We start from the raw sequence: 11,830 nt of genomic DNA, 5'->3' as shown, positions 1-11,830 counted from the left end.
GGGGTGCGGGCCCGTCCGGGGGAAGACGGGCCCGCAGGATCCACCATGGCGGCAGCCACCTGCACACAACCTGACTGCCCGGGCTCAGCCACGCGGAAGCGAGACCCGGAAGGTCGTCCCGCCGGCGTCCGACCGGTCGAGCTCGACCTCGCCGCCGAGCGAGCGCGCCACGCGGCGCGCGATGCCGAGGCCCAGGCCCGCTCCCCCACCGCGGCTCGAGGCTCCGGGCTCGAAGAGGCGCTCGCGCAGGGCCGGGTCGACGCCGTCGCCGTCGTCGCGGACGAGCAGATCGACCCGGTCGTGGTGGTCCACGGCCCCGAGGACGACCTGCGACCGCGCGTGGCGGGCGGCGTTGTCGACGACCGGGGAGACGGCCCGGACGACCAGCGCCGCAGGGGCGGCGACCCGCGCGGTCGAGCCGTCCGTCCGGTCGAGGACCTCGACGTCGGCACCGGCGGCCGCGAGCAGCCCCGGCACCACGTCGGCGATCGTGCAGGCCTGCTCGCGCCCGGTCGTCGTACCGTCGCGGGCGATGTCGAGCAGGGTGGCGATGACCCCGGCCATGTCGCGCGCGGAGGCGGAGATCTGGCGCAGGTCCTCACGGACGGCGTCGTCGTCGACCCCGCGCAGCAGGGCGAGGTCGGCCGAGCCCTGGATCGCCGTCAGCGGGGTGCGGAGCTCGTGCGCGAGCTCGGAGGTCAGCCGTTGCTCGGATCGGATCGCGGCGGCGACGCGGTCGAGGAGGTGGTCGAGAGTCTCGCCGAGGGCGGCCAGCTCGTTGGTCGGCGGGCCGAGGCCGAAGCGGTGGGTCAGGTCGTGCTCGCTCCAGTCCGCGGCGCGTTCGGCCATCTGCGAGACGGGCCGCAGCGCCTGGCTGGTCACCCGCAGCGCGATCACGGCGGTCGCGCCGATCACGAGCACGCCGAGGACGATGGTCGCGATGAGGGCGTAGAGCTCGGAGCGTTCGTAGGGCTCGGCCTCCTGGCTCACCACGAGCACGCCTGTGTCGCCGCTGGGGGTCGTGAACGGCGTGCCGAGCAGGCGGTCGTCGTCCGTGGGACCCTCGGCGGCGCGCGTGGTCGTGGTCGTGCCGAGGTCGTCGGCGGCTGCGCGGGCCGTCGACTCCACCGACCCCGCGATCCTCTGCCCGCTGTCGTCGTAGACCGCGATGCCCGGCTCGAGCGCGTCGGCGGGCACGGTGAGCCGCGTCGTGGACGCCTGCTCGATGACGGTGATCATCGCCTGGGAACGGTCCTCGAGGACCTGGCGGATGTCGCGCTGCGCGGTGCGGTCGAGCACCAGCTGGATGCCCAGCACGACGAGCACCATCGCCACCGTCATCGTCGCGACGGTCGTCCGGACGATGGTCGAGCGGAAGGAGCGCGGCACCTGCTCAGTCCACCACTCGTGCGGTCACTTCAGCGTGTAACCGACGCCGCGGACCGTCGTGAGCTCGAGCGGCGAGCCCACCTCGCGGAGCTTCACACGGATCCGGCGGACGTAGGAGTCGACGGTGTTCTCGCTGACCATCCCGCCCTGCGGCCACGCGGCCGCGACCACGGCACGACGTCGTACGACCTCACCGGGGCGCGAGGTGATCGCGGCGAGCATCCGGAACTCGGTCGGCGTCAGCAGCGACTCCTTGCCGTTGCAGGCAACGGAGTGACGGGCCGGGTCGAGCACCAGGTCCGTCGGCGCCTCGGCGACGACGAGCCGGCCCCGTCGGGCCAGCGCCTCGACCCGTGCGATCAGCTCGAGCACGTCGAAGGGCTTGGCGAGGTAGTCGTCGGCGCCGGCGCTGAAGCCGGCGAGCCGCTCGTGCACCGCACCGAGGGCGGTGAGGAAGAGGACCGGTGCGGACTGGCCCGCCGAGCGCAGGGCCTGGCAGACGTCACGGCCGTCGGCGTCGGGCAGGCCGATGTCGAGGATGATCACGTCGAGGCGGTCGTCGTCGACGAAGAGGCGCAACGCCTCGCCGCCGGTGTGCGCGCCGACGACCTCGTGGCCGGCGATCTGCATCGCGTCGACGACGACGCGGCGGATCGCTGCCTCGTCCTCGCAGAGTCCCACCCGGGCCATTCGGCTTCCTCGTTCCGCTCGCGCTCGTTGTGCGCGACCACTCTCGACCTGCGTGCCTGCACGCAACCTGACTGCTCCGAGTGTGCCGTTCACGCAGTCAGGTGACGTGCAGGTTCGCGCACCTAGCGTCACCCGCATGTTCGATCTCATCAACGGTCTACCGGTCCACCCGCTCGTGGTGCACGCCGTGGTCGTGCTGCTGCCGCTCGCCTGCCTGGGCACCATCGCGATCGCCGTACGACCCGCGTGGCGGCGCACCCACGGCATCCTCGTGGTCGCCTGTGCGGCGGCCGCCACGGTGCTGATCCCGGTCGCGACGTCCAGCGGCGAGGCGCTGGAGGAGCACGTCGGCGACCCCGGGCAGCACGCCGCGCTCGGCGACCAGCTCATCTGGTTCGCGATCCCACTGCTGGTCCTGTCGGCTGCGCTGGTGTGGCTCGACCGGCGCCCGGCGGTGCCGAGCCGCGGCCTCACCCGGACGGTCGGCGTGCTCGCGCTCGTCGCGGCCCTCGCCACGTCGGTGCAGGTCTACCGCGTCGGTGACTCCGGCGCCCGCGCCGCGTGGGGCGACCAGGTGGCGTCAAGCACGAAGTGAGTCCAGAGCGCGGGTGAGGCAGCCGACGAAGTGGTCGACGTGGGTCTCGTCCCACACCAGCGGCGGCCGCACCTTGAGGACGTCGCCGCGCCTGCCGGTGAGACCGGCGAGGGCACCCTCGCGGACGAGCGCCTCCAGCAACGCCTTCGCGGTGTCACGACCACCGAGCACGTCGACCCCGACCACCAGTCCGGTCCCCCGCACCTCGCCGAGCAGGTCGTACGACGACGCGAGCCCGCGCAGCCGCTCCTGGAGGTACGCACCCGTGACGAGCGCCCGCTCCGGGAGCCGGCGGTCCGCCAGCACGTCCAGCACGGCGTTGCCGGCGGCGGCTGCGGCAGGAGTGGCGGCGAAGGTCGAGAAGTACTCGTAGCGCTCGGCGAACCGGTCGACGACCTCGCGCCGCGCGACCACCGCACCCATCGGGTAGCCCGCGCCCATCGGCTTGCCGACGGTGACGAGGTCGGGCACGACGCCCGACTGCGCGAAGCGCCACAGCGCCGGTCCGGTGCGGCCGTAGCCGACCTGCACCTCGTCGGCGAGGTAGAGCGCACCCGCCGCATGTGCGCCCGCGCGCAGCCCCTCGAAGTACGACGCCGGCGCGTCGTGGACGCCCTCGCTGGTGAAGCCGCTGTCGGCCAGCAGCAGCGCCGGCCGGTGCCCGCGGTCCGCAAGCGCCCGTGCAGATGCCTGCACCTGCTCGCTCGTCGCGGCCGCGGACAGGTCCGACGGCGCGATCGGCGCACGGAACGTCCCGACCGCCTCGGGGCGGTGGCCGGGCGGCCACTCGTTGGAGCTCAGGTCGGCCATCCAGCGCGTGGACCCGTGGTAGCCGTGCTCGACGATCAGCGCGCCCGACCCGCCGGTCCACTCGGTCGCGAGCCGCCAGGCCACCTCGTTGGCCTCCGTGCCGGAGGTGGTGAAGAGGACGGTGTCGAGCTCGTCGGGAATGGACGCCGCCAGCCGCTCCGCCAGCTCGACGACCTCGGGGTGGAGGTAGCGCGAGTGCGTGTTGAGGCGGCCGAGCTGCCGGGCCACGCGCTGGGTCACCGTCGGGTCGGCGTGGCCGACGACGGCGACGTTGTTGTAGGCGTCGAGGTGGCGACGGCCCGCCGCGTCCGTCAGCCAGGCACCCTCGCCGCTGACGATCTCCAGCGGGTGCTCGTAGAACAGCGGTGCGACCGGGCCGCCCATGACCGCGGCACGGCGCTCGGCGAGGCCCTCCCGGGGTGCCACGCGGGTGCCGGCGAGGCGGTGCAGCCGCTCCGCGAGGTCGGCGGGCGAGAGCTGCGCCAGCTCGGTCGTCGTACGGGCGTTGGCGTCGTCGTACTGCGTGATGTAGGCCGTGTTGTCCGGGTGCGCGAGCGCGCGGCCACGCGAGATGACCGTGCCCAGGACCAGCCGGGAGAGCACCAGCTCGCCGAGCACGTCGACCTCGTCGTACGACAGCGGCCGCAGCCGCTGGTAGCCGCGCAGCGCGGCGCCCGCGAGCTCCCACGGCGTGCACACCTGCGCCTCGCTGGTGTTGCGCAGCACCGAGGTGAGCGCGACGGCGAGGTCGGCCACGTCGGCGGTGTGGTGCAGGTCGCCGACGTCGATCACGCCGGTGATCCGGCCGTCTGTGGCGAGGAGGTTGGTGAGGGTGACGTCGGCGTGGTGGACCTGGCTGGGCAGCGCCGTGAGCCGGTCGAGCGAGGCCGCGACCCGGTCGACGACCGGACGCAGCGGGTCGTCGGCGGCGAGTCCGGCCTTCTCGGCGACGGCCGGGAGGCGGCGTACGTCCCAGTCGAGGACGCGGCTGCCGGCGGCGGGGTGGAAGAATCCCTGCAGCGCGCGGGCGGTCCGGGCGGTTGCCGCGCCGACCTGCTCGGCGAGGTCCTCGGTGATCACCTGTCCCTCGAGCGGCGTGCCCGGCACGGTGGTGATCAGGCGCGCGAGGCACGGGCGGCCCGTGTCGTCGGCGATCGTCGCGACGTCGGACCCGTCGAGGAGGCGTACGCCGCGGGGCACCGGGAGGTCGGGGTCGGTGACGGAGGCGTGCTCGAGCGCCGCCACCTCCATCTCCACCAGCGCCGGGTCCTCCGCCGGGTTCGACACCTTGAGGACGTGGCCGGTGCCGACCAGGACGTTGAGGTCGCGCTCGCTCGACAGCGGGCGCACGTCGAGGTCCGTCAATCCCCAGTGCTCGGCCACGAGGCGGCGCACGGAGTCGTCCGCGAGCCGCGGCGCCGGCTCCTCCAACACGTCCTGTGCCACGGCCGCAGGCTAGCCGTAGTCTCGGGCCAGGACCCCGCAGGAGGCGACATGGGCGACACCGTGAAGGACGAGCGCTACACCGCCAAGGGCCGCCTGCGGTCCTCGGTCTACGAGGCGGAGATGAAGCGCCTCCAGGAGCAGCTGGTGCTGCTGCAGTACTGGATCCAGTCCCAGGGCCTCAAGGTCGTGGTGGTCTTCGAGGGCCGCGGCTCGGCCGGCAAGGGCGGGGTGATCAAGCGGATCACCGAGCGCACCAGCCCACGCACCGTGCGGATCGCCGCGCTGCCGAAGCCCACCGACCGCGAGCGCACCCAGTGGTACTTCCAGCGCTACGTCGAGCACCTGCCCGCCGCCGGCGAGATGGTCCTGCTCGACCGGTCCTGGTACAACCGCTCGAACGTCGAGTGGGTGATGGGCTTCTGCACCGAGGACGAGCACCAGGAGTTCCTGCGCAGCTGCCCGGAGTTCGAGCGGATGCTGGTCCGATCGGGGATCGTGGTGCTGAAGTACTGGTTTTCCGTCAGCGCCGAGGAGCAGCAGCGCCGCTTCGAGGCCCGCAACGCCGAGCCGCTCAAGCGCTGGAAGCTCTCCGACATGGACCTCGCCGAGCGCGAGCTCTACGTCCGCTACTCGATGGCCAAGGACACCACCTTCCAGTACACCGACATCAAGCAGGCGCCGTGGTGGGTCGTGCCCTCCGACGACAAGCTGGCCTCGCGGCTCAACTGCATCAGCCACCTGCTGTCCCAGTTCGAGTACGTCGACGTGGCACCGCCGCGCGTCGAGCTGCCGCAGGTGCGCGACATCCCCTACGTCCGCCCGCCGCTGCAGGAGCAGACGTTCGTGCCGTCGCTCTTCTGAGGCCTCACCGCGCGATCTGCGCCAGCAGCACGAGGTTCAGCACGATGATCGCCGCGGCGACGAGCATCCCGGCGATCGTCGTGTGACGCCGGTTGACCAGCGAGCCCATCACGTCGCGGCGCGAGGTGAACCAGACGAGCGGCACCAGCGCGAACGGGATGCCGAAGGACAGCACGATCTGGGACCCGACCAGCGCGGCCGTCGGGTCGACGCCGGCTCCCAGGATGACGAGGGCGGGCACCAGCGTGATCAGGCGCCGCGTGGTGACCGGGATCCGGCGCCGGATGAAGCCGTCCATGATGACCTGCCCGGACAGGGTGCCGACGCTGCTCGAGGCGAACCCGGAGGCGAGCAGGCCGAGGGCGAACAGCAGTGCAGCGCCGGAGCCGAGGGCGCTGCCCAGGCCGGCGTGCGCACCCTCGATGGTGTCGATGCCCTGACCCGACAGGGCCGACGCGGCGACGAGCAGGAGGGAGAGGTTCATCAGCCCGGCGATGCTCATCGCGACGACGACATCGATGCGCTGGCCGCGCATGACCGTGCGCCGCTCCTCCTCGGTGCGCGGTCGACCGCGCTCGCTGGTCAGGGCACTGTGCAGGTAGATCGCGTGCGGCATGACCGTCGCACCCAGCATCCCGGCCGCCAGCGTCACGCTCCCGAGGCCGTCGAAGCGCGGCAGCGTCCCGTCGAGCACGGCCATCGAGTCGACGCCGCTGACGGCGACGTCGTACACGAAGCCGACCAGGATGACGCCCAGCAGGCCGACGATCACCGTCTCGAAGTGGCGGTGGCTCCTGCCCTTGAGGGCCAGCACGGCGAAGGCCACGACCGCGGTGATCGTCCCGCCTGCCATGAGCGGCAGGTCGAAGAGCAGCTTGAGGGCCAGGGCGCCACCGACGATCTCGGCGAGGTCGGTCGCGATCGCGACCAGCTCGGCCTGGCCCCAGAGGACCCGCGCGACCGGCCTCGGGAGGTGGGCCCGGCACAGCGCAGGCAGGCTCATGCCGGTGGCGACCCCGGCCTTCGCGGAGAGGTACTGGATGAGCATCGCCATCAGGTTGCTGGCGATGACGACCCACACCAGCAGGTAGCCGTAGATCGATCCCGCAGCGATGTTGGTCGCGAAGTTGCCGGGATCGACGTAGGCCACCGCGGTGACGAACGCCGGGCCGAGCAGCGGCCAGAGCCTGCCGGCCGTGGCACGTGGTCCGGTGACGGCTGCGGGGCCTTCGAGCACAGCGGTCGCGGACGTCGTACGACGAGTGGGCGGGGCGGCGTAGCGCTTGGTCTGGAACACGTCAGTCCTCGTTCCACGGGGCGACCTGCGCCAGCGCGTGGCTGCGGCGTCGCCGGTCGATGACCCGGGTGATGACCTCGGCGAGGACGAACAGCACCATCATCGGGATGGCGAGCATCAGCATCGAGAACGGGTCGGTGGAGGGGGTGGCGACCGCGGCGAAGACCACGGCGGCCATCAGGATGATCGAGCGGTGCCTGCCGAGCTGGGCGCCCGTGACGACACCGGCCAGGTTGAGCAGCACCAGGAAGAACGGGATCTCGACGGCGAGCCCGAAGACCAGCAGCATCCGGCTGAAGAAGGAGAAGTAGTCGCCGAACTCGACGAGGTTCTCCATGCCCGCAGGGGTGAAGCCGATCAGCACACCGAGGCCCTTGGGCAGGACGTAGTAGCCGAGCGCGACGCCGGCGATGAAGAGCGGGCCGGCGACGGCCGCGAACACCCGTGACCAGCGCTTCTCGCGCGGGAGCAGGCCGGGGACGACGAACGCCCAGGCCTGCCACAGCCAGTACGGGCTGGCGACGACGACCGCCGCGGTGCCGCACAGCTTCAGGTTGAGCATGAGCGGCCCCGTGGCGCCGGCGACGTACGCCGTGCTCACGGTCTCGGCCCCGATGAGGTCCTGGGCCTGGTTGTAGGGGCCCAGGACCAGGGCGAGCAGCTGGTCGTAGAAGGGGAGCGCGACGAAGAACGCCACCACCAGCACGAGGGCGGACCTGATCAGCCTGGCCCGGACCTCGCGGAGGTGGTTGGCCAGGGACATGCTGCCGGGCGCGGAGCCCGGCGAGCTGGGAGCGATCCGCAGCACGTTGACGGCAGTGGCGATCGACATCGGAGGCACCTCGTCAGGCGCGCGGGGCGCCGTGCTCGTGCGGCGTCTCGGAGACGATCGGCTCGGAGACGGCGGCGGGTGCGACCTTCTCGTCGCCGTCCTTCTCGTTGCCGTCCTTCTCGTTGCCGTCCATCAGGCCCTTGGTCTCGGCCTTGAAGATGCGCAGCGCCTGCCCGCTGCCACGAGCGAGGTCGGGCAGCTTGCTCGCTCCGAAGAGCAGGACCAGGACGGCCAGGATGATGAGCAGCTCCATGCCGCCCAGTCCGCCGACGAGCATCGGGGTGATGGTGGAAGTCATGCGGTCTTCCTTTCGTCACGGAGCGGGCTGACCACTCCGTCGTCCTCGCGCGCGGTGGCAGTGAGGGAAGAGGGGGTTGTCTCGGGGGCGCCGTCGTCGTTGTCGACGTCGTCGTAGTCGTCGTCCGATTCGCCGTCGGCGTCGGCGTCGTCCGTACGGTCGTCCTCGTCGCGCTCGGTGAGGATCTCCTGCACCTGACGGCGGACCATCTCGCGCGGGTTCAGGTCACGGAGCTCGAGGTCGGCGTAGTCGTCGCCGAGCGAGGTCCGCAGGTCGTCGCGCACGGAGTCGCCCATGCGCTTGGCGGTCCTGATGCCGTGGGCCAGCTGCTTCGCCAGCCCGGGAAGCTTGTCGGGCCCGAGCAGCACCACGCCGAAGAACGCGATCACGGCGAGCTCGGGCAGTCCGATTCCGAACATGTGGGTCTCCTTCCGGTCCCCGGGGAGGCCCGGACGCACGTGGCGTCCGGACCACCCTCGGAGTACGCGTGAGGTGTCAGGCCCGGTGCTGCGCGGTGTGCAGCACCCGGTCGACCTCGTCGGACCAGCGGGCCGGTCGCAGGACCGCGTGGTGAGCAGCCGGGTGCATCGCCAGCCACGTGGCGCGGAGCACCATGGCGGCCAGCAGCAGCATCCCGACGATCTCGATCGCAGGCACGATCGTCACGCGCTCTTGTTGACGGCGCCGTTGACGCCGCGCGGGAAGAAGCCGCCCTTGGTGACGGACTTCGGGTTGAGGTAGACCACGTTGAGCACCTGGCCGGGCGAGCGGCTGAAGGCGATGCCGTTCTTGTCGGTCGGGACCAGGTTGGCCGCGCCGGCTGCGGAGCCGATGCCCTGGTCCTTGTGGCTCTTGCCGTCGAGGCTGTCTCGAGCCTTGGAGATGGCCTTGGCGGCGTCCTGCAGGCCCTTGGAGTAGAGCGAGGTGCGCACGATGCCGGCGTGGTAGGCCTCGACGGCCAGGATGCCGGCAGCCGCCTCCAGGTAGGTCTTGTTGCTGATGAGCGGCGCTGCGCCCTTGTAGGCCGTGACACCCACGTCCTCGAAGATGTAGGCCGCGAGGAGGAAGTTGTCCTCGTTGGCGTACGGGTCGAAGGTCTGGCCGGGCTGGATCAGGCCGGCCGCGGTGGCGGCAGCGGTGAAGCTCTCCTGGATGTTGATGGCGGGACGCGCCACCTTGGCGCCGCCGAGGGCCTTGCGCAGGAAGTTGACGTGGTCGAGCTCGTCGGTGGCGATCTCCTCGGCGTACTTGCGGATCGCCGGGGTCGCGAAGGAGACCTGGCGGCCGCCCTTCACACCGCCCTTCTTGCCCTTGCCCGAGGTCATCTTGTCGCTCAGGCCGCGACCGAAGGCGGCGTACTGGTAGAACTCCGCCTCCAGGTACTCGAGGTTGAGGGCGAAGTTGAGGACCGCCCCGTCGCTGACGCCGCTCGGCGCTGCGCCGGCCGGGGACATCGTGGCGCCTCCGAGGGCGCCGGCGCCGACGACGCCGAGACCGGCAACACCTGCGGACTTGAGGAAGAGGCGGCGGTCGGTCTCGTTCTCCGCGCTCCGGTTGATCATGTCTGTGACTACTGCCTTGCCGAACATGCGTACTCCGTTCAGGGGTGTTCGCTGTGCGATTCAAGGTCGCCGTGACGGCGGCCCACCGGGGCTGAGGCCCGATTGGTGTGACCTAGGCCATTCGGCTTGACCGACAAGGCGGATGGGTCGTCTGCGGAAGTTCCCACCCCGGGGGGTGGAAGCGCGCGGACCTGTTGCCGCGCCGCCTCACATGTCGCGGTAGCGGACCGCCTCGCCGAGGTACCGCTCGAGGTCGGCGGAGGTCGCCTGCCGGGTGCCCGTCGCGAAGTCGGCGGCGCCCGGCTCGGCGTACGGCGTCACGTAGGCCGCGGTGTCGCGCTGGTAGCGCCAGCCCTCGGCGAGCGGGCCGGCGTCGTGGGCGTCGTAGCCGATCGAGTCGAGGAAGTCGGTGACCGTCGCCTTCGCCCCGGCGTCGTTCCCCGCGATGGCGAGCGCCGAGCGCTCCGGGTCGCCGTGCGGGCGCTGGAGGCTGCCGAGGTGCGGGAAGAAGATGTTGTTGAAGGTCTTCACCACGTGCGAGTCGGGCAGGTGCGCCTGGAGCAGCTCGGACGTCGTGGTCGTCTCGTCGTCGAGCTCGGCGATGTGGCCGTCGCGGTCGGGGTAGTAGTTGTTGGTGTCGATGACGACCTTGCCGCGCAGCGGCTCGACCGGCACGTCGCGGTAGCCCTTCAGCGGGATCGTGACGACGACGAGGTCGCCGGCCTCGGCCGCCTCCTCCGCGGTCGCAGCCCGGGCGCCGTCGCCGAGCTCGGCCACGAGGTCAGCGAGGGTCTCCGGCCCCCGACTGTTGCTCAGCACCACCTCGTGCCCGCCCGCGAGGGCGAGCCGGGCCACGGTGCTGCCGATGTGTCCACTGCCGATGAGTCCGATGGTGGTCATGGCAGGCAGAACGGCAGCGCGGCGCCCGTCATTCCGCGCCGGCTACTCCCCGACGTCGATCAGCACCTTCCCGACCGCGCCGCTCTCGACCGCGGCGTGCGCCTCGGCGGTCTGCTCGAGCGGGTAGTGGTGGAGCGGCAGACCGTGCCCGTCGCCGACCGCGAACCCGCCGTCCGCGACGGCTGCGGTGATGTCGTCGGCCGCCGCCCGCAGGGCCTTCGGGCCGACGGTGTAGAGCAGCACCCACTGGAAGCGGGCGTTGGTGGAGAAGGTCTCGCGGACGCTCAGCGTGAGCTCGTCGCCGCCGTTGTTGGCGTAGATCGCGATCGTCCCGCGCGGTTTGATGAGCTGGACGTCGCTGCGCAGGTTCTGCGCGGGCGCGACCTCGACGACCAGGTCGACGCCGTCCGGCGCGAGCTCGCGCACGGCCGCGACCGTGTCGGCGTCGCGGTAGTTCACGGTGTGGTGCGCACCGGCGGCCTTCGCGAGCACGGCCTTCTCGTCGCTGCTGACGGTGCTGATCACCGTCGCGCCCGCCCACCGGGCGAGCTGGATCGCGGCGTTGCCGACCGCGCCGGCCCCGCCGGCGACGAGGACCGTCATGCCGTCGAGCGCTCCGGGGGCGAGTCGATCGGGCCCGTCCTCGGAGGTCGTCAGCGCCCGGTGCGCGGTGATCGCCGGGACGCCCAACGCAGCCCCGACGTCGTACGACGTCGAGTCGGGCAGCACGGTCACGTTGGCCACCGGCAGCACGACCTGCTCCTGCGCAGTGCCGCCGGGACGGGTGTGCTGGGCGAGCATCGTCCAGACCCGGTCGCCGACCGCGAGGTCGGTGACGTCAGCGCCGATCGCGTCGATGACACCGGCGCCGTCCTGACCGGGCACGATCTCGGGGAAGGCGAGCTCGCCCATCCCGCCGGCGCGGAACTTCCAGTCGGTGGGGTTCACCCCGGCACGCACGATCCGGACCCGCACCTCTCCCGGGCCGGGCTCGGCGGCCTCCCGCTCGACCAGCTCGAGGACGGAGGAGTCGCCGCTCTCGGTGTAGACCACAGCACGCATCAGGTTGCCCTTCGTCGACGTCAGGTGTCTCTCCCCAACGCCTACCACCGCTGATCCATGCCCGCCACCTCGGCAGTCGGCTCGATTG

At 71.9% G+C, this 11,830-nt stretch carries 13 protein-coding genes; 2 read left to right on the top strand and 11 right to left on the bottom strand.

All coding sequences use genetic code 11. From position 1 onward, the window contains the following. Positions 1–84 precede the first annotated feature (84 nt). Both J2X46_RS18810 and J2X46_RS18805 read right to left on the bottom strand, forming a co-directional pair. Positions 85–1,389 (bottom strand): HAMP domain-containing sensor histidine kinase, encoded by a 1,305-nt coding sequence (locus J2X46_RS18810; RefSeq protein ID WP_310253277.1) that lies wholly within the window; start codon positions 1,387–1,389, stop codon positions 85–87. A gap of 24 nt (positions 1,390–1,413) precedes the next feature. Further along, positions 1,414–2,079, bottom strand: coding sequence for a response regulator transcription factor (locus J2X46_RS18805; protein ID WP_310253275.1), 666 nt, complete (start codon positions 2,077–2,079; stop codon positions 1,414–1,416). 136 nt (positions 2,080–2,215) lie between these two features. Between J2X46_RS18805 and J2X46_RS18800 the strand changes: the two genes are divergently transcribed. After that, the gene (locus J2X46_RS18800) at positions 2,216–2,674 is read left to right on the top strand and encodes a DUF2231 domain-containing protein (protein ID WP_310253273.1); all 459 of its coding nucleotides are present in this window, start codon (positions 2,216–2,218) and stop codon (positions 2,672–2,674) included. Here J2X46_RS18800 and J2X46_RS18795 read toward each other — a convergent pair. Beyond that, positions 2,660–4,930, bottom strand: a complete 2,271-nt coding sequence (locus tag J2X46_RS18795) for an aminotransferase class III-fold pyridoxal phosphate-dependent enzyme (protein ID WP_310253271.1) — start codon at positions 4,928–4,930, stop codon at positions 2,660–2,662. The genes J2X46_RS18800 and J2X46_RS18795 overlap by 15 nt on opposite strands. A 48-nt stretch (positions 4,931–4,978) precedes the next feature. Here J2X46_RS18795 and ppk2 point away from each other — a divergent pair, with 48 nt between their 5' ends. Beyond that, complete coding sequence (ppk2, locus tag J2X46_RS18790; protein ID WP_310253269.1) at positions 4,979–5,791, top strand: polyphosphate kinase 2; 813 nt, start codon at positions 4,979–4,981, stop codon at positions 5,789–5,791. A gap of 4 nt (positions 5,792–5,795) precedes the next feature. On the opposite strand, the gene J2X46_RS18785 is transcribed toward ppk2, so the two are convergent. The 8 genes from J2X46_RS18785 to J2X46_RS18750 all read right to left on the bottom strand — a co-directional run bounded on the left by J2X46_RS18785 (position 5,796) and on the right by J2X46_RS18750 (position 11,742). Then, positions 5,796–7,088 carry an Nramp family divalent metal transporter gene (locus J2X46_RS18785; protein ID WP_310253266.1) on the bottom strand — a complete coding sequence of 431 codons (1,293 nt, stop codon included), beginning with the start codon at positions 7,086–7,088 and terminating at the stop codon, positions 5,796–5,798. 1 nt (position 7,089) lies between these two features. Further along, positions 7,090–7,920: a twin-arginine translocase subunit TatC gene (gene tatC, locus J2X46_RS18780; protein ID WP_310253265.1), complete on the bottom strand. Its 831-nt coding sequence runs from the start codon at positions 7,918–7,920 to the stop codon at positions 7,090–7,092. 13 nt (positions 7,921–7,933) lie between these two features. After that, positions 7,934–8,218 carry a twin-arginine translocase TatA/TatE family subunit gene (gene tatA, locus J2X46_RS18775; RefSeq protein ID WP_310253259.1) on the bottom strand — a complete coding sequence of 95 codons (285 nt, stop codon included), beginning with the start codon at positions 8,216–8,218 and terminating at the stop codon, positions 7,934–7,936. Beyond that, positions 8,215–8,637, bottom strand: a complete 423-nt coding sequence (locus J2X46_RS18770) for a twin-arginine translocase TatA/TatE family subunit (protein WP_310253258.1) — start codon at positions 8,635–8,637, stop codon at positions 8,215–8,217. Before J2X46_RS18770 ends, tatA begins: the two co-directional genes overlap by 4 nt. Before the next feature lie 76 nt (positions 8,638–8,713). Continuing rightward, on the bottom strand, positions 8,714–8,884 hold the full coding sequence (locus tag J2X46_RS18765) for a hypothetical protein (protein ID WP_310253256.1): 171 nt from the start codon (positions 8,882–8,884) through the stop codon (positions 8,714–8,716). Continuing rightward, on the bottom strand, positions 8,881–9,780 hold the full coding sequence (locus J2X46_RS18760) for a ferritin-like domain-containing protein (RefSeq protein ID WP_310253254.1): 900 nt from the start codon (positions 9,778–9,780) through the stop codon (positions 8,881–8,883). Before J2X46_RS18760 ends, J2X46_RS18765 begins: the two co-directional genes overlap by 4 nt. Positions 9,781–9,987: 207 nt before the next feature. Further along, positions 9,988–10,680: an NAD(P)-binding domain-containing protein gene (locus J2X46_RS18755; RefSeq protein ID WP_310253252.1), complete on the bottom strand. Its 693-nt coding sequence runs from the start codon at positions 10,678–10,680 to the stop codon at positions 9,988–9,990. A gap of 42 nt (positions 10,681–10,722) precedes the next feature. After that, entirely contained in the window at positions 10,723–11,742 is a 1,020-nt protein-coding gene (locus J2X46_RS18750) for an NADPH:quinone reductase (protein WP_310253250.1), read from the bottom strand. Positions 11,743–11,830: the final 88 nt, after the last annotated feature.

Source organism: Nocardioides sp. BE266 (assembly GCF_031457855.1).
Lineage (GTDB): Bacteria > Actinomycetota > Actinomycetes > Propionibacteriales > Nocardioidaceae > Nocardioides.
The sequence above is the reverse complement of the archived record's forward strand: the minus strand, read 5'-3'. Positions and strand labels throughout refer to the sequence as shown.

Bases quoted from the DNA above. Each gene is read 5' to 3' on its own strand.
- J2X46_RS18805 (WP_310253275.1), bottom strand. From the start codon at position 2,079: ATGGCCCGGGTGGGACTCTGCGAGGACGAGGCAGCGATCCGCCGCGTC.
- J2X46_RS18800 (WP_310253273.1), top strand. From the start codon at position 2,216: ATGTTCGATCTCATCAACGGTCTACCGGTCCACCCGCTCGTGGTGCAC.
- ppk2 (WP_310253269.1), top strand. From the start codon at position 4,979: ATGGGCGACACCGTGAAGGACGAGCGCTACACCGCCAAGGGCCGCCTG.
- tatC (WP_310253265.1), bottom strand. From the start codon at position 7,920: ATGTCGATCGCCACTGCCGTCAACGTGCTGCGGATCGCTCCCAGCTCG.
- tatA (WP_310253259.1), bottom strand. From the start codon at position 8,218: ATGACTTCCACCATCACCCCGATGCTCGTCGGCGGACTGGGCGGCATG.
- J2X46_RS18770 (WP_310253258.1), bottom strand. From the start codon at position 8,637: ATGTTCGGAATCGGACTGCCCGAGCTCGCCGTGATCGCGTTCTTCGGC.
- J2X46_RS18760 (WP_310253254.1), bottom strand. From the start codon at position 9,780: ATGATCAACCGGAGCGCGGAGAACGAGACCGACCGCCGCCTCTTCCTC.
- J2X46_RS18755 (WP_310253252.1), bottom strand. From the start codon at position 10,680: ATGACCACCATCGGACTCATCGGCAGTGGACACATCGGCAGCACCGTG.
- J2X46_RS18750 (WP_310253250.1), bottom strand. From the start codon at position 11,742: ATGCGTGCTGTGGTCTACACCGAGAGCGGCGACTCCTCCGTCCTCGAG.